Source organism: Sphaerisporangium sp. NPDC051011 (assembly GCF_040653595.1).
GTDB lineage: Bacteria > Actinomycetota > Actinomycetes > Streptosporangiales > Streptosporangiaceae > Sphaerisporangium.
In genome coordinates, this window is the sequence record NZ_JBFAGG010000023.1 from 46720 (window position 1) to 66614 (window position 19895).

At 68.6% G+C, this 19895-nt stretch carries 22 protein-coding genes; 19 read left to right on the forward strand and 3 right to left on the reverse strand.

Translation table 11 applies throughout. From position 1 onward, the window contains the following. Nucleotides 1-27: 27 nt before the first annotated feature. From AB0H21_RS36825 to AB0H21_RS36880, 12 genes are all read left to right on the forward strand, one after another. The gene (locus tag AB0H21_RS36825; protein WP_358526098.1) at nucleotides 28-582 is read left to right on the forward strand and encodes a hypothetical protein; all 555 of its coding nucleotides are present in this window, start codon (nucleotides 28-30) and stop codon (nucleotides 580-582) included. Beyond that, a complete protein-coding gene (locus tag AB0H21_RS36830; RefSeq protein WP_358526100.1) occupies nucleotides 573-1115 on the forward strand; it encodes a hypothetical protein in 543 nt (180 codons plus the stop codon). Before AB0H21_RS36825 ends, AB0H21_RS36830 begins: the two co-directional genes overlap by 10 nt. A gap of 355 nt (nucleotides 1116-1470) precedes the next feature. Then, nucleotides 1471-1983 carry a single-stranded DNA-binding protein gene (locus AB0H21_RS36835; RefSeq protein ID WP_358526102.1) on the forward strand — a complete coding sequence of 171 codons (513 nt, stop codon included), beginning with the start codon at nucleotides 1471-1473 and terminating at the stop codon, nucleotides 1981-1983. Between the two features lie 85 nt (nucleotides 1984-2068). Next, entirely contained in the window at nucleotides 2069-3250 is a 1182-nt protein-coding gene (locus tag AB0H21_RS36840) for a hypothetical protein (protein WP_358526103.1), read from the forward strand. A gap of 215 nt (nucleotides 3251-3465) precedes the next feature. Then, complete coding sequence (locus AB0H21_RS36845) at nucleotides 3466-3822, forward strand: hypothetical protein (RefSeq protein ID WP_358526105.1); 357 nt, start codon at nucleotides 3466-3468, stop codon at nucleotides 3820-3822. Beyond that, nucleotides 3819-4145 carry a hypothetical protein gene (locus tag AB0H21_RS36850; RefSeq protein WP_358526106.1) on the forward strand — a complete coding sequence of 109 codons (327 nt, stop codon included), beginning with the start codon at nucleotides 3819-3821 and terminating at the stop codon, nucleotides 4143-4145. Before AB0H21_RS36845 ends, AB0H21_RS36850 begins: the two co-directional genes overlap by 4 nt. Continuing rightward, entirely contained in the window at nucleotides 4142-4399 is a 258-nt protein-coding gene (locus AB0H21_RS36855; RefSeq protein WP_358526108.1) for a hypothetical protein, read from the forward strand. The genes AB0H21_RS36850 and AB0H21_RS36855 overlap by 4 nt, the downstream gene beginning before the upstream one ends. Nucleotides 4400-4621: 222 nt before the next feature. Continuing rightward, nucleotides 4622-5287: a hypothetical protein gene (locus tag AB0H21_RS36860; RefSeq protein ID WP_358526109.1), complete on the forward strand. Its 666-nt coding sequence runs from the start codon at nucleotides 4622-4624 to the stop codon at nucleotides 5285-5287. Between the two features lie 659 nt (nucleotides 5288-5946). Continuing rightward, a complete protein-coding gene (locus tag AB0H21_RS36865; RefSeq protein WP_358526111.1) occupies nucleotides 5947-6138 on the forward strand; it encodes a hypothetical protein in 192 nt (63 codons plus the stop codon). A 111-nt stretch (nucleotides 6139-6249) separates the two neighbouring features. Then, a complete protein-coding gene (locus AB0H21_RS36870; protein WP_358526112.1) occupies nucleotides 6250-7143 on the forward strand; it encodes a hypothetical protein in 894 nt (297 codons plus the stop codon). 19 nt (nucleotides 7144-7162) lie between these two features. Continuing rightward, nucleotides 7163-7351, forward strand: coding sequence for a hypothetical protein (locus AB0H21_RS36875; protein WP_358526113.1), 189 nt, complete (start codon nucleotides 7163-7165; stop codon nucleotides 7349-7351). Beyond that, the gene (locus AB0H21_RS36880) at nucleotides 7348-7824 is read left to right on the forward strand and encodes a hypothetical protein (protein WP_358526115.1); all 477 of its coding nucleotides are present in this window, start codon (nucleotides 7348-7350) and stop codon (nucleotides 7822-7824) included. Before AB0H21_RS36875 ends, AB0H21_RS36880 begins: the two co-directional genes overlap by 4 nt. A gap of 320 nt (nucleotides 7825-8144) precedes the next feature. On the opposite strand, the gene AB0H21_RS36885 is transcribed toward AB0H21_RS36880, so the two are convergent. Together AB0H21_RS36885 and AB0H21_RS36890 are read right to left on the reverse strand one after the other, a co-directional pair. Next, complete coding sequence (locus AB0H21_RS36885; RefSeq protein ID WP_358526116.1) at nucleotides 8145-8546, reverse strand: hypothetical protein; 402 nt, start codon at nucleotides 8544-8546, stop codon at nucleotides 8145-8147. Nucleotides 8547-8783: 237 nt separating this feature from the next. Then, nucleotides 8784-9125, reverse strand: coding sequence for a hypothetical protein (locus AB0H21_RS36890; protein ID WP_358526117.1), 342 nt, complete (start codon nucleotides 9123-9125; stop codon nucleotides 8784-8786). A gap of 249 nt (nucleotides 9126-9374) precedes the next feature. Between AB0H21_RS36890 and AB0H21_RS36895 the strand changes: the two genes are divergently transcribed. The 6 genes from AB0H21_RS36895 (at nucleotide 9375) to AB0H21_RS36920 (ending at nucleotide 13699) form a co-directional block, all read left to right on the forward strand. Beyond that, a complete protein-coding gene (locus AB0H21_RS36895) occupies nucleotides 9375-10229 on the forward strand; it encodes a helix-turn-helix transcriptional regulator (RefSeq protein ID WP_358526119.1) in 855 nt (284 codons plus the stop codon). Beyond that, the gene (locus tag AB0H21_RS36900; protein ID WP_358526120.1) at nucleotides 10189-10401 is read left to right on the forward strand and encodes a DUF397 domain-containing protein; all 213 of its coding nucleotides are present in this window, start codon (nucleotides 10189-10191) and stop codon (nucleotides 10399-10401) included. Before AB0H21_RS36895 ends, AB0H21_RS36900 begins: the two co-directional genes overlap by 41 nt. Before the next feature lie 477 nt (nucleotides 10402-10878). Continuing rightward, on the forward strand, nucleotides 10879-11049 hold the full coding sequence (locus tag AB0H21_RS36905; RefSeq protein ID WP_358526122.1) for a hypothetical protein: 171 nt from the start codon (nucleotides 10879-10881) through the stop codon (nucleotides 11047-11049). A gap of 465 nt (nucleotides 11050-11514) precedes the next feature. Next, the gene (locus AB0H21_RS36910) at nucleotides 11515-11901 is read left to right on the forward strand and encodes a hypothetical protein (RefSeq protein ID WP_358526123.1); all 387 of its coding nucleotides are present in this window, start codon (nucleotides 11515-11517) and stop codon (nucleotides 11899-11901) included. Between the two features lie 143 nt (nucleotides 11902-12044). Continuing rightward, nucleotides 12045-13046 (forward strand): DUF4192 domain-containing protein, encoded by a 1002-nt coding sequence (locus AB0H21_RS36915; protein WP_358526125.1) that lies wholly within the window; start codon nucleotides 12045-12047, stop codon nucleotides 13044-13046. Between the two features lie 443 nt (nucleotides 13047-13489). Continuing rightward, a complete protein-coding gene (locus AB0H21_RS36920; protein WP_358526127.1) occupies nucleotides 13490-13699 on the forward strand; it encodes a hypothetical protein in 210 nt (69 codons plus the stop codon). Between the two features lie 36 nt (nucleotides 13700-13735). On the opposite strand, the gene AB0H21_RS36925 is transcribed toward AB0H21_RS36920, so the two are convergent. Continuing rightward, nucleotides 13736-14257, reverse strand: a complete 522-nt coding sequence (locus AB0H21_RS36925) for a hypothetical protein (RefSeq protein WP_358526128.1) — start codon at nucleotides 14255-14257, stop codon at nucleotides 13736-13738. Nucleotides 14258-14740: 483 nt separating this feature from the next. Between AB0H21_RS36925 and mobF the strand changes: the two genes are divergently transcribed. Then, complete coding sequence (gene mobF / locus AB0H21_RS36930) at nucleotides 14741-19756, forward strand: MobF family relaxase (RefSeq protein WP_358526130.1); 5016 nt, start codon at nucleotides 14741-14743, stop codon at nucleotides 19754-19756. Nucleotides 19757-19895: the final 139 nt, after the last annotated feature.

A 19895-nucleotide genomic window follows, 5' to 3' on the forward strand; every position in this document is an offset into this window, starting at 1 on the left:
GCCCCCTTCACACACGTAGAAAGGTCCATGATGACGCGTCACCTCCAGGCCGTCCCCGCGGCTTCCGGCGTCCGTTCCATTCAGCCAGCTTGCCTGAGTCGCCCGCCGAGCGAAGACGAGGCCGAGACCTTCACCAGCCGTGGCCTGGCCGAGCTGCTGTCCCGGGCTCAGCCCGGCGCCGGGGAGATCTCCGTGCAACGGTTCGAGCGTGACGACGGAACGCTGATCATCTACATCGACGCCGGTGACGTCGTCGCGTTCATCTACGCCGGCCGCCCTGCCACGGCGGACACGCAGGCCGACGGCCCGCGCGATCCGGTCGTGCTTGATGTGCACCTGCGGACCGAGGCGGGCGAGCAGCGGCTGCACGTCCTGGTCGACGGTGTCCCCGCTCGGCTGCTGAGGCTCGATCCCACGCAGTTCCAGATCCGCACGGCAGCCGGTCGCCGACGCCGCGGCTCGGCGCTGGCCTGCCTGCGCTGCGGCAGCCGAATCCGCGCCGCAGGTGATCTTCTGCATGCGCTGCTGGAGGCCGCCGCCGCGCACCGCTGTCCTGCTCAGGAGGCGGAGTCGTGCGGCTGACCACCTACAACGGCCATCACCTGGTCAGAGCACCGGACAGCGCCACGACCACCGGATGGTGGTACGTGCCGGACTGCCGCCTGCACGTCAAGATGCACGATCGTTGGCGCGCGGAGGTCTGGCACGATCCCGACCGGCTGCACACGGCCCTGTTGAGGATCTACGACCATGCCCGCGGCACGGTGTGGCTGGAGACCCCCTACACCCGCGGCATCCCCGGCGCGGTTCCGTTCGAGCGCGCCGATCAGTTCATGCTGGAGGGCCGGATGCCCGGCTGGGGCGAGTGGCCCACCGAACCCACCAGCCGCGGCCGCGTTCCGATGGCCACCTGTGTGTACTGCCGCGGCCCGGTCAGCCACGCCGACCTGCTGGTGATCGGATCCGGTCCCGCCCTCAGCAGTGTCTACCGCGAGCTGGCGGCCTGGGCGCCCCGCGCCCACCGTTCCTGCCACCAGGACCACCGGCGCCGGCAAGGCCCCTGCGACGCCCCAGGCACCGCACCGCCGACGGCGACGCAGGGGAACAGCCTATGACCTCCTCCGTACGGGGCGTCCACTCACCCGGCGACCCACTGGTACGTGCCGTTCTGCTCTCCGTCCGCGACGCACTGGCGGTCACCTACCTGGTCCGGCTGGGCGGGACAAACGGGCAGCGCCCGGCTCGGGCACCTGGCGGGAGGGGACGCTGGGCGGCGTCGCCCAGCTGTCCAGCGGCGCATGGGCGATAGCCGCCTACGCCGACCGCGCCCACCTGCTGCACGGCGGCGGGCCGGTCACCTTCCTCGGCAACGTCGACGACCTACCCACCGCCGTCGCGTCATTGATCACCCATTGGCGGCCGACCGACCGCCGCTCCACCATCTCACCCCTCTTCTGAAAGGGCACCTCAGTGAGTAACGAGACCACCATCACCGTCGTCGGGAACCTCGTGGCCGACCCCGACCTTCGCTTCGTCCCCTCGGGCCGTGCCGTGGCCAGCGTCCGCGTCGCCTCCACACCACGGTTTCGCGATGGCACCACCGGCGAGTGGAAGGACGCCGAAACCCTGTTCATCACCTGCAACATCTGGGGTTTGCAAGGCGAGAACGTCGCCGAGAGCCTCCAGCGCGGCCACAAGGTCATCGTACGGGGGCGCCTCAAACAGCGTTCCTACGAGACGCCGGACGGCGAGCGCCGGACGGTCGTGGAACTGGACGCCGAGGACATCGGCCCCTGCCTGGGCAACGCCACCGCCAAGGTCACCAAGGCCCAGCGCGTCACCGTCCCGAACTCTCCCGCCGACCTGCCGCAGTCCTCTTCCGACCCTTGGACCGCCCAGGCGGCGGCACCGGCCTCGGATCCGTGGACGGGTGCGCCCATCCCCGCCGGCGCCGGCACGAACGCGGCAGAGCCCCCGTTCTGACTGCTGCCCGGCCGCGAAGGCCGCAGCCGGGCACAGGCTGCGGCCTTCGGCGTTTCCCCCCGAAGCGACGGAAGAAGGGAGGTCAATGGTGGGGAAGGTCGTCCTGTCTCTCGGCATGGGTGTCGACTCGGTCGGGGTGCTCACTCGGTTCCTGCTCGAACCACAGACCCGCGATTTCGACGTAGACGATCTGATCGTGATGACGGCCATGACAGGTGATGAGTTCTCTGAGACGGCCGAGCACATGGAGAGGTTCGTTCTCCCGCTGATGCGGCATTTCTCGGTCCGGTACGTGCAGCTTTCCCGGGGAGGTCAGCGCGCCGCTTCGCGGTATGCGGTGCTCGACGACTCGCGGCAGCCACAGCACATGCGCATGGCGGGCCCCTGGCGCCTGCGGGATGAGCAACTGGGCAACGGAACCGTGCCTCAGTTCGCCGGCAACAGGCGTACGTGCTCGATCAAGAGCAAAGGAGAACCGCTGGACTGGTGGAAAGAAGACCATCTCGGCGGCCGACCCTACCAGCACATACTGGGGTTCTCCGCAGAAGAAGGCGGCCGCATTCTCAAGGACTCCACCTACGCCTCTTCGTCGCGGCTGGCCCGGTTCCCGTTGGCTGAATGGGGGTGGACCCGCGCCGACACACTCGGCTACCTGCACGAGATCTACTCAACGGTGTGGCCGAGAAGTTGCTGCGTGTACTGCCCGTTCGCGTTGTCGGATCCCGAGTATCTCGCCGACAGGTGGCGCAAAGAGCCGGAAGGCGCTGCTCTGGCCCTGCTCATGGAGCGCCGGTCCATAGCCCTCAATCACCGTGCCACGCTGTTCTCCCGGGGCAGCGCCCTGCGGTTCGCGATCGACCACCAGCTCCACCACGTCCTCGCGCTCACCGAAGAGCTGCTGCACGGCGGGCCGTGGGCCCTGTACGACGTGCGGCGCATCTATCACCCCGCGACGGATAAGCAGACCCGCCGGCACATCGCGACCAAGAAGGGCACCGCATGGCGAAGCGTCAAAACGCTCGCCGAAGGAACCCGGGACCAGATGGCAGGCGAGTTGCACCGCCTCGCCCGCACCCACAGGGCCGAACCGCGGACCGATGAGTTCGCCATCACGCGCGCCCAGATCCGCGCGCCGGACGTGGGCCGCTACCCGACCACCGAGCAATTCCTGAGCGTCGGCCCGGCCGGTGTCCACGACAAGCAGCGCAAGAGCTTCGCAGGCGTGTGGACCAGGCTCGTCGACCAGACCTCCCTGTTCGCAGCCTGACACCGGGCCACGTTCACCCTCGCCATGCAACGGGCGGACATGGCCGGGACATGGCCCGTAGAAGCCACATCGCCCTGAGCAATCGCGGGGCCCATGGCCGCACCCGCTGTGAGCCTCCTCTCCTTCCCATCAGCACCCCTCGCCCAGCAGCGGCATGGCAGTCGGCCCTGCCGGGCTATGCCGCCATCGGAATTCACATGAAAGGAATCGATCGAATGCACACCGAACCGAGCCGTACGTACACCGTTCATATGGGCTTCACCCTCCAAGACGCGCTGGCCGAATGCGTCACCTTCCTGCGCGAGGAGTACGCGCATGTCGTCGACCGGCGGTGCGATAGCGAGGGCCGCCCACTCGACCGGGACGCCGAGCTCGATGCCCTGCTCGCCCTGGCCGGTTTGCACACCTCGTTCACCTCGTCACTCATCCAGGCGATCACGACGAGCCCGCAGGACGGCGCTGTGGTGTATCTCCAGCCGGAGGGCCGGTACGGGTTCTACTTCTACCGGCCCGGCTCCGGCGCTCAGGGCTGGGTGGTCTTCCACGACGGCGCCTGGAGCGTGACCGCATGAGGACCGGCCCGATCGTGCTCTCCCGTCCTCGCCGCGCGGCGGGAGTAGCTCGGCCCGATGCGCTGGTGACGCTCGATCTGCCGACCGGGTTGCGCCTGGCGACTCTGACGGTCGAGGCGCGGCAGTTCATCGCCCCATCCCTGGGCGCCGGTACACGCGAGAGCGTCCAGTTCGCGTTGGCCGGGCTGCTGTACCAGGGCGAGCGGCCGGCCGAGGAGTTCGAGCGCACGGTAAACGCCGTCCGGCCGCAACGGTGGTGGCGACGGGGCCATCACGTCCTGAGCACGGCCCGTCGCGGCCTCCCAGGCGGGAGGACGGCATGAGCTTCCGCGTCTGGATCGTCTACGAGGTGGCCTGCGACGTTTGCGATGAGGTTCACGACTCGACCACCGATAGTTACAACGAGGCCGAAGCACTGCTCAGCGCCCAGCAGGACGGATGGTCCATCACCGGCGACGAAATCCGCTGCCCGCACTGCCCGGCCCCTCCCGCGATCAGCTACCCCGCTTCCCCGTCTCGCGGCCGAACGCCTCGTTTGGGCTTGATCGGCCGCTTTATCGCTCGGAGGACCTCATGACCGCTGTCCAGTCGGAGGTTCCCATGGCCTCGTCGTGGTGCCAGCGCGGCACTGCGCCGGGGCCACGGACCCGGCGGCACGCCGGCGAGCGGTTCGGCCGTGACAGCAACGCGGTGGCGTGGACCAGCCTCCCGCAGGCCACGCGTCCGCCGGACCAGGGCCGAACGCACCACGTGGCCATCGACCCGGCGTTCACCCCTTCCCGTCCGAGAGGTGGTGGCGATGAGCGTTCGTGACCTTGGCTCCGCTCACTTCTCGCACGCCGAGCAGCGGGGGTTGCTCCTGGCATTGGCCCAAGCGCTGCCCGGCTCGTGGACAATCGCCGAAGACCGATACGGCAACGGCTATCGGTGGGAGCTACACGAGCACAACGGTGTCGCGCTCCGGATCTCGCTCGGCCCGGTCCAAGCCGCGGTCTGTGGCATTCACGAACTGCCCGGTGACCATCGCTCCTACCGCTATGGGCTCGAACGCCCCACGATCCGGTTCTCCCTGGCCAAGACCTCCGCCCAGATGGCCGCCGAGATCGTCCGGCGTCTGCTGCCAGCGGTTCGCCGGGACACCCGCAAGCTCGAACAGGCCATCTGGCGTGACGAGCTCCTCACCTCCAGGCGCCTGCGCACCCTGCGCGCGGCGCAGCGCCGGCTCGGCGGTCCCCGAGACGACGGCCTGTCCTGGTCGCAGGGCACCGATCGAGGCCGCGCACCCGGCTACGAGCGGGCCAGCGCCTACGACCTGGCTGGGCTGCACATCGCGGTCGAGTTCACCGAATCCTCCGCCAATGGCGACCACGCCGCGTTGACCGTCTCCCGCCTCAGCCACGCCGAACTGCTCACCGTCATCCAGACCGTCGCCGACCTGATCAACGCAAGAAGGGCACCCCAATGACCACCAGCCCTTCGACTCCGATGGCCTCCGGCCGACGCGGCGCACACCTGACCGGTGATGACCTCAGCGGAACTTCCGGTGTTGCCGATCTATACCGCCGTGCGGGAAGCCGCGCGTGCTCTGCTCGCAGACCCGCGCGGTGATGCTGTGGCGACGGCCGGCCGCCAAGGAGTACATCGTCCAGACCTGCGCGGCGCCTGACGGCGCCTGGCCAGGTGGCGCCTGGCCAGGTGGCGACGACGTCATATGAACCAGCATCGCCACCCGCGACCAGCTTCTGGACCACACCGTCGATCACGCCGCGTGGCCCGACGCCAACCCAGGACGGCGAACAGCGGTAACCGGCGCGGTCCGGCGTCGGAGCCTCGCAGACGCCGGCCGCCGCGCCAGGTCGTTCGTCCTCGCGCGCTCGTTCCTCGCCCGCTGCGGGCGCTCCACTCGGCGCTCTGCGCGGCCGTCGCCCGCGCGAGACGGCTCGCACCGGCCCTCGCCGACGTCGTCCCTCCTCTTCGTCTTCAGGAGTCGTCCTTGCCGTTCCCCGCTGCTGGAGCCGTCTACGGCGATGGCGTGTATCTGACCTCGACCAGCACCGCTGCGGACCCGCACGAGCCGGTCTGCGCCCAGGGCTTGGACCCTGCCTGTGACGACTGGCGTCGAACGTGGCGGACAACGGGCTGTCTGACCTGCCCGGGACCGGTGTGGTGTTCGACAGCGAGCTCAACGGTTCGGGCCTCCTGGAGACCCTCCGCAACGGGCTGACGGCATGCCAGAACCTGGTGGTCCTCACCTACACCGAAGGGTTCACCCCACACGTCGACCTCGCCAGGCGGCACCCAGGCCAGCCCCTGTGATCACCCCGACGCCTCAGCGTCGGCCCTTGCCGAGAGCGCCCGCGACAGCTTCCGCCGGGCGCTCTCGCCGTTCTCCCGCCTCTTCATCCCCTCCACCAAGGAGACACGCCCATGGATCAGTTCACCCTCGATATCCCGGCCAACGTCCGCAGCCACTTCGTGGTCGCGACCGACCTGAACGTCAGCCGGCCCGCCCACCTGGTCGCCGGCCAGCTCGTACGCCTCCACGCCGAAGGTCACCCGCTCGCCGCCGACGCGCTCACCTTGCTGCGCTCTTCGAAGGTGGAGCTGGAGACGGTGCCCGCGGCCGAGTCCGGTTGGCGTGAGGAACTGGCCGACCTCGCCGGCCCCGACGATCAGCTCCAGATGCTGGCTGCCGCCCGCTTCCACCAGATCATCACCGTGGCGGCGCCCGCCGGGCAGCAGCCACGGACCGCCCAGCTGTCTCGCATGATCGCCCGCGTACTGGCCGCCAATACCCGCGGAGTGCTGGCCGATATGGCGGCGCACCACATCGTGCCCGACGCCCACCGCCTCGACCAGGAGGGCGAGGTCTTCCACGCCGCCGACCACTGGGTGACTGTCTTCCTCACCCAGGGCGACAGCACCGGCGAGACGTTGAAAGCCGAGACATGGGGGCTGAGCCGCTTCGGTCTCCCCGAGCTGTGCACGCGGGGATTCCCCCCGGAGGTGTCAATGACCGCGGTGAACCTGCTACGCGGTCTCCTCCTGCAACTCCTGGACGAGCACTGGACACACCTGGCCACGCCGTCACCCGGTCCCGCCCGGATCCTCGCGACCAGCCGCGCCTTCGATACCACCTGGATCTACCGCTACCACCGGCTTACACCCGCACGCACGCGCACCCTCGCGATCCAGCTCCGCCCCCTGCCGGGCTCACCCACCGCAGACCTGGAGATCCTGCCGCCCGAGCCCATGCGACCCCGCATCGCCCGCTGGTGGCGCAATCACTCAACCCTCACCATTCCACCCCTCGACCATTGACCCGCCCAGGAGTACCCACATGACCCATACCGACCTGCGCGGTCCCACTCCCGACGTCACCTTCCACATCCACGGGCACAACACCATCACCATCAGCGCGGGCAAACGCGGTGGCGGCACCATCATCGAGGCCCGCTTCTGCGACGACGACTCGTGCCCGTACTGCGACTTCGATCTCTCCGCCCACCTACGCGGGGAAAGCGCATGAAAGAACTGATGGACCCGCCAGATCTCCTCGGCGGCTACTTCCAGATCCACTTCAACCTCCGCACGCACCTGTGGAGCGTGACCGCGCTCACCGGCCCGCACAAGGGCCACGTCATCGCCCACCTGGACGACGTGACGGTCACCCGCGCCAAGCTCATCGTCTCCGAGGCCGGGCACCGCCGGGTCAAGCGGATCGGACAGCGCACCGTCCACGCCTGGGTACGCGGTCACGTCCAGGCGGTGAACTCCTCACCGTCCCTGCGCGGCCTGACCTGCATCTCCTACAACCCCCGCCCCAAGGAGCCGGACGTCTTCGACCCCTACTTCCGGGTCCGAGGCCAGGGAGGTCAGCCCGGCCAGGTGGTGACCGAGTGCGACTGGCTGGTGCTGGCCAAACCGTCCCCCGAGGCCAAGAAGGGCTACGGCTGGATGCGACCGCCGAATCCGGAGCCTTCTCAAGAGGTGATCTGGTGACCGCGCCCTCTCCCACCTCCTCCCGTCCCTTTCGATTCACCGGCGGACTGAGCGAGCCGCCCGATCAGGGGGAGCCGGGGTGCCGCAGCACACCGGCAAGCGGCCACAATTCGTCCTTCAGGCCGTGGTCTTGGGCTCGTAGCCTCGCGGGCGCGGTCGTCCACGCAACCGGCGCTCTCGCTTCGCTCGCCCGCCCCCGGCACGCCCGGTATGCGTTGCCTCCCTCGTTCGCCCGCGTACGGCCTCGCCTCACGATCGCTGTTCGTGCACGAGGGGTCGTCTGGTAAGCCTTCGGGTGGGCACAGAGGGGCCAGCGAGGCCTAGAGGAACTGGGCCTGCCGCTGCCGGATCACTTCGCGGCCCCGGAGGAAGGAGACGACCTCGCCGACCTCACGCAGCGGCCAGCGAATCGGGACCACGTTGACGTCCATCCGCGATACGACGAAGAACGTCACGTCCTGCGTGTCGGGGAAGTCACGGATGACCACGGTCGCCCAAATCGCCTGGTCACCTCCAAGGATCTGGAGCTCTGGCGTCTGAAACTTCGGCGACGCTAGGAGCGCCCGACCCTCGACGGGTTCCGGCTCACGGAGATTCACCTTTAGCGACGAACCCAGCTCACGGGCGATGGTCTTCAGGTTCTCGACGTCCGTGGCCGCTCGCGTCGCCGACACCGGTCCGGCGGTCGCGAGTGTCGCCGTAACCGGCTCGCCAGAGTTCATTCGCCAGATCCCATTCTTCGTCGGTGAGCGGCGGCTCTCCGGTCATCTGGAGGATTCCGTCGATGTCGTCACGACCGAGGCCCCAGGTGGCCCAGACGTGGAAGTGACCCTTGCGTGGCGCGCGAGGTCGCTCCAGTTCCACGCTTCGGCGAACTACCGCGCAGGCTGCGCGTGCGGCCTCGTGGATGGCTGGACTGGCCGGCAGGTTCGAGGCTGCCCACGAAAGGCCGGCGTACATCAGACGGGCGCTATCAGCGTCGTGCGATCACCCCTGAAGATCGCATGACCGCTGATGCTCAGCGGGTCTTGGGAGCTGACCTCGGTCAGCTTTCGGGCGATGGTCAACGCGTGCTCATGGGTCGCGTACGTCTCGGCGAAGCGCATGGCGACCCTCTGAGCTGTTGAGGTGATGTCGGTGAGAGGGCTGAAGGAGTACTTGCGACGGTGGCGGCTGATCATGTGGCCGCCCCACCACATGAACCCGACCTCGGCGTCCGTCCAGACGATCAGGTCGTCTCCCAGGAAGACCATCGCGATACCGGCCCCCGAGTAGACGGTCGACTCGATGTCGTAATCCATGAGCGCCAGCTGAAGGTCACTGGCCCCTTTCAGGGCGATTTGCGCCTGATCAGGCTGAATCGGGCGTCTTTGCTGGCGCGGAATCCTTTTGGGTAGTTCGAGCTCCGGAGCCATGGCCTACTACCACTCTCTCGATTGCTTGGGGCTTCCAAGCATGCCGATGACTGGCTACGCTCGGTAGGCCATTTAGTTCTTCAACATGTGGACAGAATCTGTAGAAACGCCTGTAGAAACACAGGGGGCCTGGCCATGCCGAAGTCCGTCGAGCTCAACCCTGAGGATAGTCCACGCGCATTATTCGCATTTGAACTGCGCCGTTATCGGAAGGCAGCGGGCTTGTCCCAAGAACAGCTTGGCGGACGCATCGGGTTCTCGGTCCCGCTGATCAGTGCGGTGGAGACCGCCAGACGCCCACCGACTAGGGAGTTCGCCGTCGCCGTCGATGAGGCACTCGAACTCGAAGGTGCTCTGATCCGGCTCTGGCCCTTCGCCTACCACTCGGCGACGCCAACGTGGTTCCGGCCGTGGCTGGAGTTGGAGCGCGAGGCGACGGTTCTCCATGCCTGGCAACCGCTGGTGGTACCTGGGCTCCTCCAGACAGAGGACTACGCGAGGGCGATCTTCCTGGGAGAGCCTCGACCGACCTCGGACGTGGTGGAGGAGCAAGTCGCAGCCCGCATGGTGCGGCAGAAGATCTTTGATCGCCCGGAGCCCCCGATGTACTGGGTGATCCTGGACGAGGGCGTCCTGCATCGCGTCGTAGGGAGCCCAGAGACTCTGATCGGCCAGCTCAGAAGGCTGGAAGAACTCGCCAGGACACCGCACATCACGATCCACATCCTGCCCTACAGCTCGTATGTCACCGCAGGGCTGGAAGGCGGATTTGTGATGGCACAGATCCCCGGCGGGGCCGATACGGTATACATCGAGGCTGTCGGAAGCGGGCAACTCGTAGAACGTGTGGAAGAGGTCCGACTCCATCGCATGAGATACGAGATGCTCCGAGCCGAGGCCCTTCCCGGGCGAAGTTCCATTGAGCGGATTCGGGAGATACGAGAAGTCCATGAGTCACAGCGACGAACTCAAGACAGCGAACTGGACTAAGTCCTCTCACTCGGGGGGCAGCGGCGGCGACTGCGTGGAGGTGGCCCGCCTGTCCAGGGGGTACACGGGCGTGCGGGACAGCAAGAACATCGGCCCCGCACTGGTGCTCTCGGGCGAGGCGTGGGCCACGTTCGTGGCCGGCGTCAAGGCTGACGGCTTGACCGACGCGTAGCACTGGGACGTGAAGGGCCCGTGACGATCGTCACGGGCCCTTCTGCGGTACACCCGGCATGGGCGATTGCCTTGGAAGCGGAAGTCCCCTGGAGGAAGAGGCGGTGCTGACTCCGAGCCGGAGGCAACCGCGTCGCTGCGAGGCGGAGTGGGAAGGAAGCCCGAGGCGAAACCCTGCACCGAGGAACACCAACCGCGTATGAGGCCACCGAGGCCGAAATCGCCGACGCGGTCGCCGCCCTGCTGGCCAAGCCAACACCGGACCCGAGTAACCGGACAGGCCCAACGCCCGGCGCATCGCGCGCGACCGGCGGGTCACGGCCCGCACCCGCGCCGCCGCCAGCACCCCCCGTCTCGCTCCCGGAACCAGCCACCCCGCCGAACCTGAGGCATTCCCGGCGGCGGCCAGGAACGAGCCGCTGGCCGAGGTGATCCCGCCAGGGCTGTTCGATCCCGTGGAAAACCCCTGGAGACGCTCGTGACCGACCGCGGCCGCATCACCGGCACCACGGTGCAGTCCGTGGACGAGCAATCCGGGCAGCATCTGACCACCCTCCCAGGCTGGCTTGAGCTGCGGATGCCCCACCACGCCGCTGGCCGCGACGACGGCACACCCCCGACGCTCAATGCGCGCGGCGTTCACCTGTGACGGGCTGGTCATTGTGGGTCGTTCGGCGAGGCGACCACCACCAGCGCAGCAGCGGCCAATGGACGCCCGGTTCCCGAAGCCGAGACGACGCTTGCGATCGATGAGGCCGGTCGTCACGTTGCGGTGGCTGATCATGAGGGTTGCGGTATCTGGCTGTGGGATCGCCCCGGGGGTTCTGAGGTGGGCGTTCACGCCGCCTGTGCTGGTGGGTCTGCCTGCTCCCTGATCCCGGCCTTGCAGTCTGCGCCGCACTGGCCGTAGCCGCAACCGGGCTTTCGCTGCGCTCATCCCCGGCCGGCCAGAGATCTTTTCCTCCTTCGTCGGAAAACATCTTGGCGGCCCGGGGACCGCTCGGTTGCGTCCCGGCGGGCGTGCGTCGCGGGCGCCTGCTGCCGGGAAGGGGCAGACGACCCCAGGCCGCCAGCACGGCGGCCGACCCGTCCCGGCAGGAACCGGGAGGATCCCATGAACAGCCAGCTGTCCGCTCACATCGTCGGCCACCTCATCGCCGCGCCCCGCACGTTCTCCCTGCGCGAGGGGGTCGGCTGCGACCTGCGGGTCCTGGTCACCCGCCGCTTCTACAACTCCGTCGGCATCCCCACCACCGCCGAAACCCGCGTCAAGGTCGTCACCTACGACACGGTGATGGCCGAGCGCCTGATCCGCGACTACCAGATGGGCGCCTTCGTCGAGATCATCGCCGACAACGTCCGGGTCGAGAAGCCCTGGCAGAACAAGCAGCGCGAGTGGATCTCCGGCAGCGCCGTCTTCACCCTGGAGAAGATCCGCCACGTCACGGTCCAGACTCCCGAGAGCAGCGATGTCCTCGCCGGTGTGAGCGTCGCGTCCTGACCAGCCGTCGCCCCGGGCGGCCGCAGCCGCCCGGGGCGGGCGGTCCCCGTCCTCTGCGGCCCGGTCGCCATAACGCGCCGGGCCGTTCTCCCACCTTTGCCGGCTCTGCCCGCGCGCCCTTTCGTGTCTGGAAGGACATCGCTATGAACCCGCCCGACAAGCTCCTCATCACCTGCCCGTCCGACGCCGTCGCCGTCACTCCCTACCTGCTGGGCTTCCATCCCCACGATTCCCTGGTGGTCCTCGGTCACGGCGGGGAGCGCAGCTTCGCGTTCCGCCTGGATCTGGTGGGCCCCGAGCACTACAGCGACCTGCTGATGCAGTTGTCCGGTCTCCTGATCCGCAACGACGCCGACGCGGCGATCCTCCTCGGCTACGGGCCACGGGAGAGGGTGGTTCCCCTCCTGGCCGAGGTTCAGGACGCGTTGCAGGACCTCGTCACGGTCACCGACGTCCTGCGCGTGGACGGGGGCCGGTGGTGGTCCCTGATGTGCGCCAACCTGGAGTGCTGCCCTCCGGAGGGAACGCCGTACGACGTCGAGACCTCCCGCCTCGCCGCGCAGGCCACCTTCGCGGGATTGGTCGCCTACGGCAGCCGCGAGGAGATGGCGGCGATCCTGACGCCGGTCGAGGGTGAGGATCGGGTGTGGATGGTGGCCGAGACCGAGCGCGCCGAGCAGGACCTGCTGCACGCCGGGCCGTCCTCCTCGCTGCTGGTTGAGGTAGGGCTGCCGCTGGTCGGCTCGCTCATCGGCCAGGACCGCAGGCTCACCGACCATGAGGTGGCACGACTGTCGATCGTCCTCACCCACATCCGGGTTCGCGACGAGGCATGGGTGCGGATCCCCGGCCTGGACCCGCAGCAACAGCTGCGGCTGTGGCTGGACGTCACCCGCCGTGCGGTAGGCGAGTACGCCGCCGCACCGGCGGCGCTGCTGGCCTTCCTCGCCTACATCAACGGGAACGGGAGCCTGGCCAGGATCGCGCTCGACCGGTGCCGCCAGGTCACGCCCTCCTATTCGATGGCCGAGCTCATCCGGGACTGCCTCAACCTGGGCATCCCGCCGGAGACCGTGCGCGACAAGATTCTCGACACCCGGGACATGCTCCCCCAGTCCCGGGGGGACTCCGCCGAGTACGTGTGACACGCCCGCGCCGGGGCGGCGGTGCTCTACGCCGCCCCGGCCGGCTGACCGTACGGCGGTGGCAGTCTATTGCCGTCGAGCGCGGGACGACCGGCGTCGTGCACCAGCCGAAGCTCCGGGCCAAGGGTGTTGCCGATCGGCGTCGGAGGCCGGATGGGCAGGGGGCGTCGAGCACCGCGTTGCCGTGAGTCGGGCTCCCCCACGGCATTCCAGTGCCCAGAGCGCAGCAGACCCACCCGCGCCGCGCAACCTGCATCAAGGCCCGGCTCCAAGGCGCAGGTTCTGCGCCGGCTCCGGAGTTCCAAGATCTTTCTCCTTCGTCCGAAACATCTTGGAACTCCTGGCGTGGAAGTTGCGCGACACGGCCGGGCCCGCTGGGGGCCGAGGCACAGGAACACCGCACGGGAGCCCTCGGGCTCCCGCCCTCAGGACGGAGCCCGACCGTGAACCAGCCCATCCTTCAGACCTCTGTCACGCAGACCACCGAGCCTCCCGCGTGGCTGCCCACTCCCGAGGAGCTGGACTCGCCCCTGGAGGGGCAGGTGACCGATCGCGGCGCGGAGGACCCGTGGTATCCGGAGGTGGCGGCGTGGATCGCCGGCGCCGAGGCCGCCGCGCGCGAGCTGCCCGAGGAAGTGGACGCCCGCTGGTGAGCGCCGGGGCGGGGGCCGTCGCCCCCGCCCCTTCCGTTAGAACTGGCCGCTTGACGCGCTCGTGTACGGTTCCGGCTCATCGCCCGCGGTGAGGGGCCAGCCGCGACCGAGCAGGGGTGCCCCTCCTGCATCGGGCTCCACCTCGACACCGACCTCACGGCCGTGACCGTGCGCTGTGTCTACTGATCGTTCATCTTTCTGATCGCGGGGATCGTCCCCGGGGGTGTTGTTGGCCATGGCCCTGACGATGGGGACGCTCAGCCCGCACAGTTCGGCGATCTCGGCGTTGGTCTGATCGAGCTTGCGCAGCGCACGGATGGCCTCGCCAGCGTCGATGTCGGCTTGACGCGCCTCACGCTCGGCGTAGTCGAGGATCTTCTTGGCTCTGTGGCCGGCCTCCTGTCTGATTTGCTCCGCCCGTCCCCAGGACTCGAAGAAGTCGGCGAGTGCCGCTTCGATTTGCCGCTCGCGCATCAGCCGTTCGGCGTCCCTGGCGGCTTTGGCCTCCCGGGCCTTCCGCAGCGCGGCAGCCCGGCGGGACGTGGTTCGTTGCCCCAATCACACACCTCACATCTCTACATTGGCTAAACACTCGCAATACTTTAAACTCATGTATATGGGAGCTGTCAAGGCGGGGCCTCACCGGGCCGGCCACCTCACGTGGTGCGAACGCGCACGCCAGCCCCAACACGCCTTCTCGCGGACGCCCCCGCCCTGCGCGCGCCCCTCCATAGGCTCGCTCTCGCCTCCGCACCGCTCGCCCGCCGTTCGAGAAAATCTGCCCCCCTCAGCCCCAAAGCCAACAAGACACCTCTTGCACCTCCAGCAAGATCGCTCGCCCGACGCCGCGAGCCGGGGCCGCAGTAACGCCCGGGACCGCTCGGTGGGACGGTTGCGAGAGCCCCGCCGACCCGGCGCTCGCAAGCGACCGACGCGCACCTACAAGGCCGACCGAACCGCATCCACAGGCTTTTCCACAGGCCGCCTCAGTCGTCGGCGGAGCATTTCGCAGAGCCCCGGGATACCGGGGTGGTCGCATTGATGACCATCCACAAACTCACCGCCGGCGACGGCTACACGTACCTGACCAGGCAGGTCGCGGGCGGCGACGTCCAGTGGGAACAGGGCCAGGCCGCGGCCGAGTACTACACCGCCAAGGGCAACCCCCCGGGCAGATGGATGGGGCGCGGCGTTGCCCTACTTGGGCTGGAAGGTGAGCAGGTCACAGAGGACCAGATGAAGGCCCTGTACGGGGCAGGGATGCACCCTCGCGCGGACGCCATCGTGAGCCGATATCTCTCCGAGAACATCACGGCTCAGATGACCGAACGGCAGCTTGAGGCGCTCCAAGCGAAGGCGATCCGGGCGGCGACACTGGGCCTGAGATTCCCGGTCTACACGCCGCTGGAGCACTTCAAGACCCGCGTCGACAGGCACCTAGAGGTCATCGAGCGGGAAACCGGGCGGCCTGCTACCGCAACCGATGTGAAGCGGGTCCAGGCAGAGGAATCCCGCCGGGCGCGGGCCGCCGTGGCGGGCTTCGACGTTGTGTTCGCGCCCGTGAAGTCCGCCGCTCTGCTGTGGGCCCTGGACCCTCGTCCCGAAGTACGACAGGCGGTCCGCAAAGCCCATGAAGCCGCGCGCGACGCCGCGCTGGACATGCTTGAGCAGCACGCCGCGTTCACCCGTACCGGCAAGGGCGGCATCGCCCAGATCCAGACCAACGGCCTGATCGCCGCCGTCTTCGATCACTACGACAGCCGGGCCGGTGACCCCAACCTGCACACCCATGTCGCCATCTCCAGCAAGATCCAGGGTGCCGACGGCAAGTGGCGCAGCCTGGACGCCCGCGCGCTCTACCGGGTCACCGTCGCGGCCAGCGAGTTCTACAACACCGCGTTCGAAACCCAGCTCCAGCAGCGGATCCCGGTCACCTTCACCGAGCGATCCGACACCCGCGACGACCGGGAACCTATCCGGGAGATCACCGGGATCGGTCTGGAGTTCATCGAGTTCTTCTCATCCCGGCGCACCGATATCGAAGCGCGATACGAGCAACTGCTGCGCCAGTTCCGCCGCGAACACGGCTACGACCCCAACAGGCAGGTCGCCCACCAGCTCGCCCGGCAGGCCAACCTCGAAACCCGCGACGCCAAGAAGACCGCGCGCTCACTGGAGGAGATGCGCACCGACTGGACGCAGTCCTTCACCGAAAGGTTCGGCGCGGATGCGATCGGCCGCCTCATGGCCGCCGTCCCCGACCGTTTCCCCCGCGTGCACACCACCGTGGCCGACGTCGACATCGCCGCCATGGCGAGCCAGGTGGTGGCGAGCGTCTCAGAGATGCGCTCCACCTGGACGGTGTGGAATCTGCGTGCCGAAGCCGAACGGCTGGCCCGCTCCAGCATGGTCTTCGACTCCCCCGATCAGCACTATTCGATGGTCGTCCGCATCGTTGAGGAGTGCCTGTCGCCGACGCTGTCGGTGACCGTTGATGGGCCCGGTCTACTGTCCGAGCCGGAACTGTTGCGCCGGTCCGACGGGGCGTCGGTGTTCGTCGAACATGCCTCCGCGCGGTTCACCAGCCGCCTCATCCTGGACGCCGAAGAACGCCTGGTCGCCGCTGCCAAGACCCGGACCGCGGTCGGGCTGGCCGGCGGTCAGGTCGCCGCCGCGCTGGACGGATTCGACGCCCGCGGCATCGAACTGGACGCCGGGCAGCGCCAGCTGGTGACCACGTTCGCGACCGACGACCGGCTGATCGTCGCGGGGCTCGGCCCCGCGGGAGCGGGAAAGACCACTGCCATGCGGGCGTACGCCCACGTCGCCGGACAGGCCGGGCAGCGGATCGTTGCCTTGGCCACCTCCTCGGCAGCCGCCGACGTCCTGGGCAAGGAGCTGGGGGTCAGGGCCGAAAACCTGCACAAATTCGTCCACGAGTACACCACAGGACGCTACGCCGCCCAGCTCCGTTCCGGGCAGCACGTGCCCGAGTGGGCGCGCATGTTCGCCCTCAACCCGGGCGATGTGGTGCTGCTGGACGAGGCCGGGATGGCCGGCACCCTCCTGCTGGACCGGCTCGTGCAGATCGCCGCTCAACGTGGCGCGGTCGTGCGGCTTCTCGGTGACTACCGGCAGCTCGGCGCGGTCGAGTCCGGCGGCGCGCTGCGCCTGATCGCCACCGAGGTCGGCGCCGTCGAGCTGAACGTCCTCTACCGGTTCGACAACCCCGCTGAGGCCGAAGCCACCCTGAAGATCCGGGTCGGAGACTCCGCCGGCCTGGACTTCTACGCCGGCGAGAACCGGATCCGATCGGGCTCCAAGCAGGCCATGATCGAGGAGTCCTACGCGAACTGGAAGGCGGACATGCTCGCCGGGCGCACCACCTTGATGGCGGCCGCGACGGGCGTGAACGTCACCGCGCTCGCCGCCCAGGCCCGCCTGGACCGCGTCGAGGCCGGGCAGGTGGAAGCCGAAGGCGTCCAGCTTCATGACGGGAACCTCGCCGGCGCCGGGGACTGGATCGTCACCCGCCACAACGAACGGAAGCTGCGCGTCCACCGCGGCAAGGACTGGGTGAAGAACGGCGACGCCTGGTCTGTTGTGTCTCGTCACGACGACGGCTCGCTGACCGTGCGGCACCTGGAGCACCGCGGAACCGTACGCCTGCCCGCCGACTATGTCGCCGCCGACGTCGAGCTGCTCTACGCCACGACGACCAACCGGGCGCAGGGCTCCACCGTCGATACCGCCCACCCATTGATCACCGCGGAGATGACCAGGGAGAATCTGTACGTCATCCTCTCCCGCGCCCGCCAGCGGACCGTTCTGCACGTGGTCACGCACGAGCTGCTCGCCTATGACCCCGATGACCGCCTCGACCGGGTCCGCCACGACGCCCGCCAGTACGCCGCCCGCGAGGTCCTGCAGAACATCCTCGGCCGTGAAGGCAACGAGGTCTCCGCGACCGAAAGCATCCGCCAGGCCGCCGACGACGCCCGATCCCTCGCCGTGCTCGTCCCTCGCCACCAGTACGCCGCCACGCTGCTGGCCACCCAGCACTACACCCGGCTCGCGTCCGAAATGCTGGCCCGGCCGCTCGCCCACACCCTCACCGGCTGCGACGGCTGGCCCTCGGTCGTCACCGCCCTCGCCCGCGCCGAAGCGCTCGGCTGGCCGGTCCGGCACCTGCTCGCCGCCACCGCTCGAGACGCAGACCTGCCGGCCGCCGAGACACCGGGACGGCTGCTGGCATGGCGCATCAACGCCTACATCCAGGACCGTCCCACGCCCGGCCCGCTCGCTCAGCCGACCCTCACTGACGCCATCCGGTACGCCGATCTGCTGCGTCCCTTCGCCGCCCCGAACGCCCTGGACCCCGCCGACGCGATCCGCACTCCTGCAATCCTGACCGGGGTTCCCACCACCAGCCGCAGCACCTATGTCTCGTCCGAAGCGCTGGCAGGCTACGCCGAGGCGACCGCGGACGTCCTTGGCGTGCCGGTCTCCCAGGTCACCGCTCACCGCTCCTGGCCCCATCTCGCCGCCAGCCTTGCCGCCGCCGACCGCAGCGGCCGTGACGTCCCCAGCCTGGTCAGATCCCTGACCGCCGCCACGGCCGCCAGCACCGATCCAGAGCACCGAATCGACGATCTCGCGCCGCTCTCGCGAACCACACGGCACCTGTTGGAAGCCGACCCTGCCACCGACCCGATCACCGTCCCGGCCCAGCTCAAACCCGCTGTCATAGCCGCCGAAGCGCTCGGCGTTCAGACCGCGGACCAGCTACGCGCCCAGCCGGCCTGGCCCGCTCTCGCCGCGACCCTGCGCCGCACGGAACGCACCGGCTACAACCCTGTGGAGATGCTCCGGCGCGTCGCCCAAGCCCGAGAGTTCTCCTCGGCCGAGGCTGCAAGCCAGCTCCTGGCCTGGAGACTCGGCCGCTATCTCAGCACCCAGGCCGCTCCCGACCAGGCGAGCAACCAGCCCCCGATGCGAACCGATTGGCGGCTGCTCGCCTGGACACTCAAGGGGCTGGAAGAGAACGGAGCCGACCTCACCCAGGTCACTAACCTAACCGAGGCGGCGACGCTGGCCGACGTTCTTCAGCAGGCCCAGAATGCCTCCACCCAGATCTCCTCTGTCGAGACCGGGCAGGACACCGCGCCCCTGCCCTGGCTCATCACTGGCGAACCTCATCGCGATCCCGACCACCAGCTCATCCGCTATATGGGTAAGGCTGAAGAGCTGATCTCGGCGCGAGTTCGACACCTCGTCGACATCACGACCAGCACGCGGCCGGCCTGGTCCACCTTGCTCGGAGCCGCCCCCGAGCAGCTGCACCAGCGGACCGAATGGACCCGCCATCTCGGGATCATCGCCGCCTACCGCGACCAGCAGAAGGTCATCACCGACGACCCTCGTCAGATCCTCGGCCCCTACCCTGGGCCCGGTCGGCCCGAGCACACCGCGTACTGGCACGCCGTCAACTCCATCGTCGCCGCCCGTATCATCGCCGGACTCGAACCCGAGCCGGAACAGCCTGGCCCCGATCCTGCGCGCATCCAGGTCGCCATGGATGTGTATCTCGCGCTGCCTGACGACGACCGAGCCGCTGTCCACACCGCCGTGGTCCAGCGACTCGGAGACCTCTGGTTCGGCAACCGGCACAGCATCGACGACCTCGCCATCACCCAGCCCGTCAACTCCCGCGGACTGCACCAGGTCCTCCTCGAGCGCGGCCATCTCACCGAATCCCTGTTGGACGGCGTCAAGCGCGAAGTGACCGACAGCCGCCACCAAGGCGGCCATACAGCCGAGCAGCAGCCAATCGAAGCCCAGCTAGCCGCTCACCGCAAAGCGCAACGAGACGCCGAACGCGCCGCCCGTATGGAGCGAGCCCGCCTGTCGAAACTGCGGACACAAGCCCGCCGCAAACAGCAACAACAACGCCTCCAGCCACGCCGTCAACAAGCCCAGGGAATCCAGGCTTCGGGTCAACTTCAACCGCCGGCCCAGCAGCAGAACCAGCGCCAGGAACGCCAGCTCGGCCAGTAACAGAAATATCGATTACGGTTACCGAGCGGGCGGCCAGGACAGGTGGACCACCCTCATGCGCAGGGGCGACGTAGAAAGAGCTGACTTCATTAAGGGCTTGAAGGGACCATCCCGCATGCCGCGGCGGGCAACTCGTGCT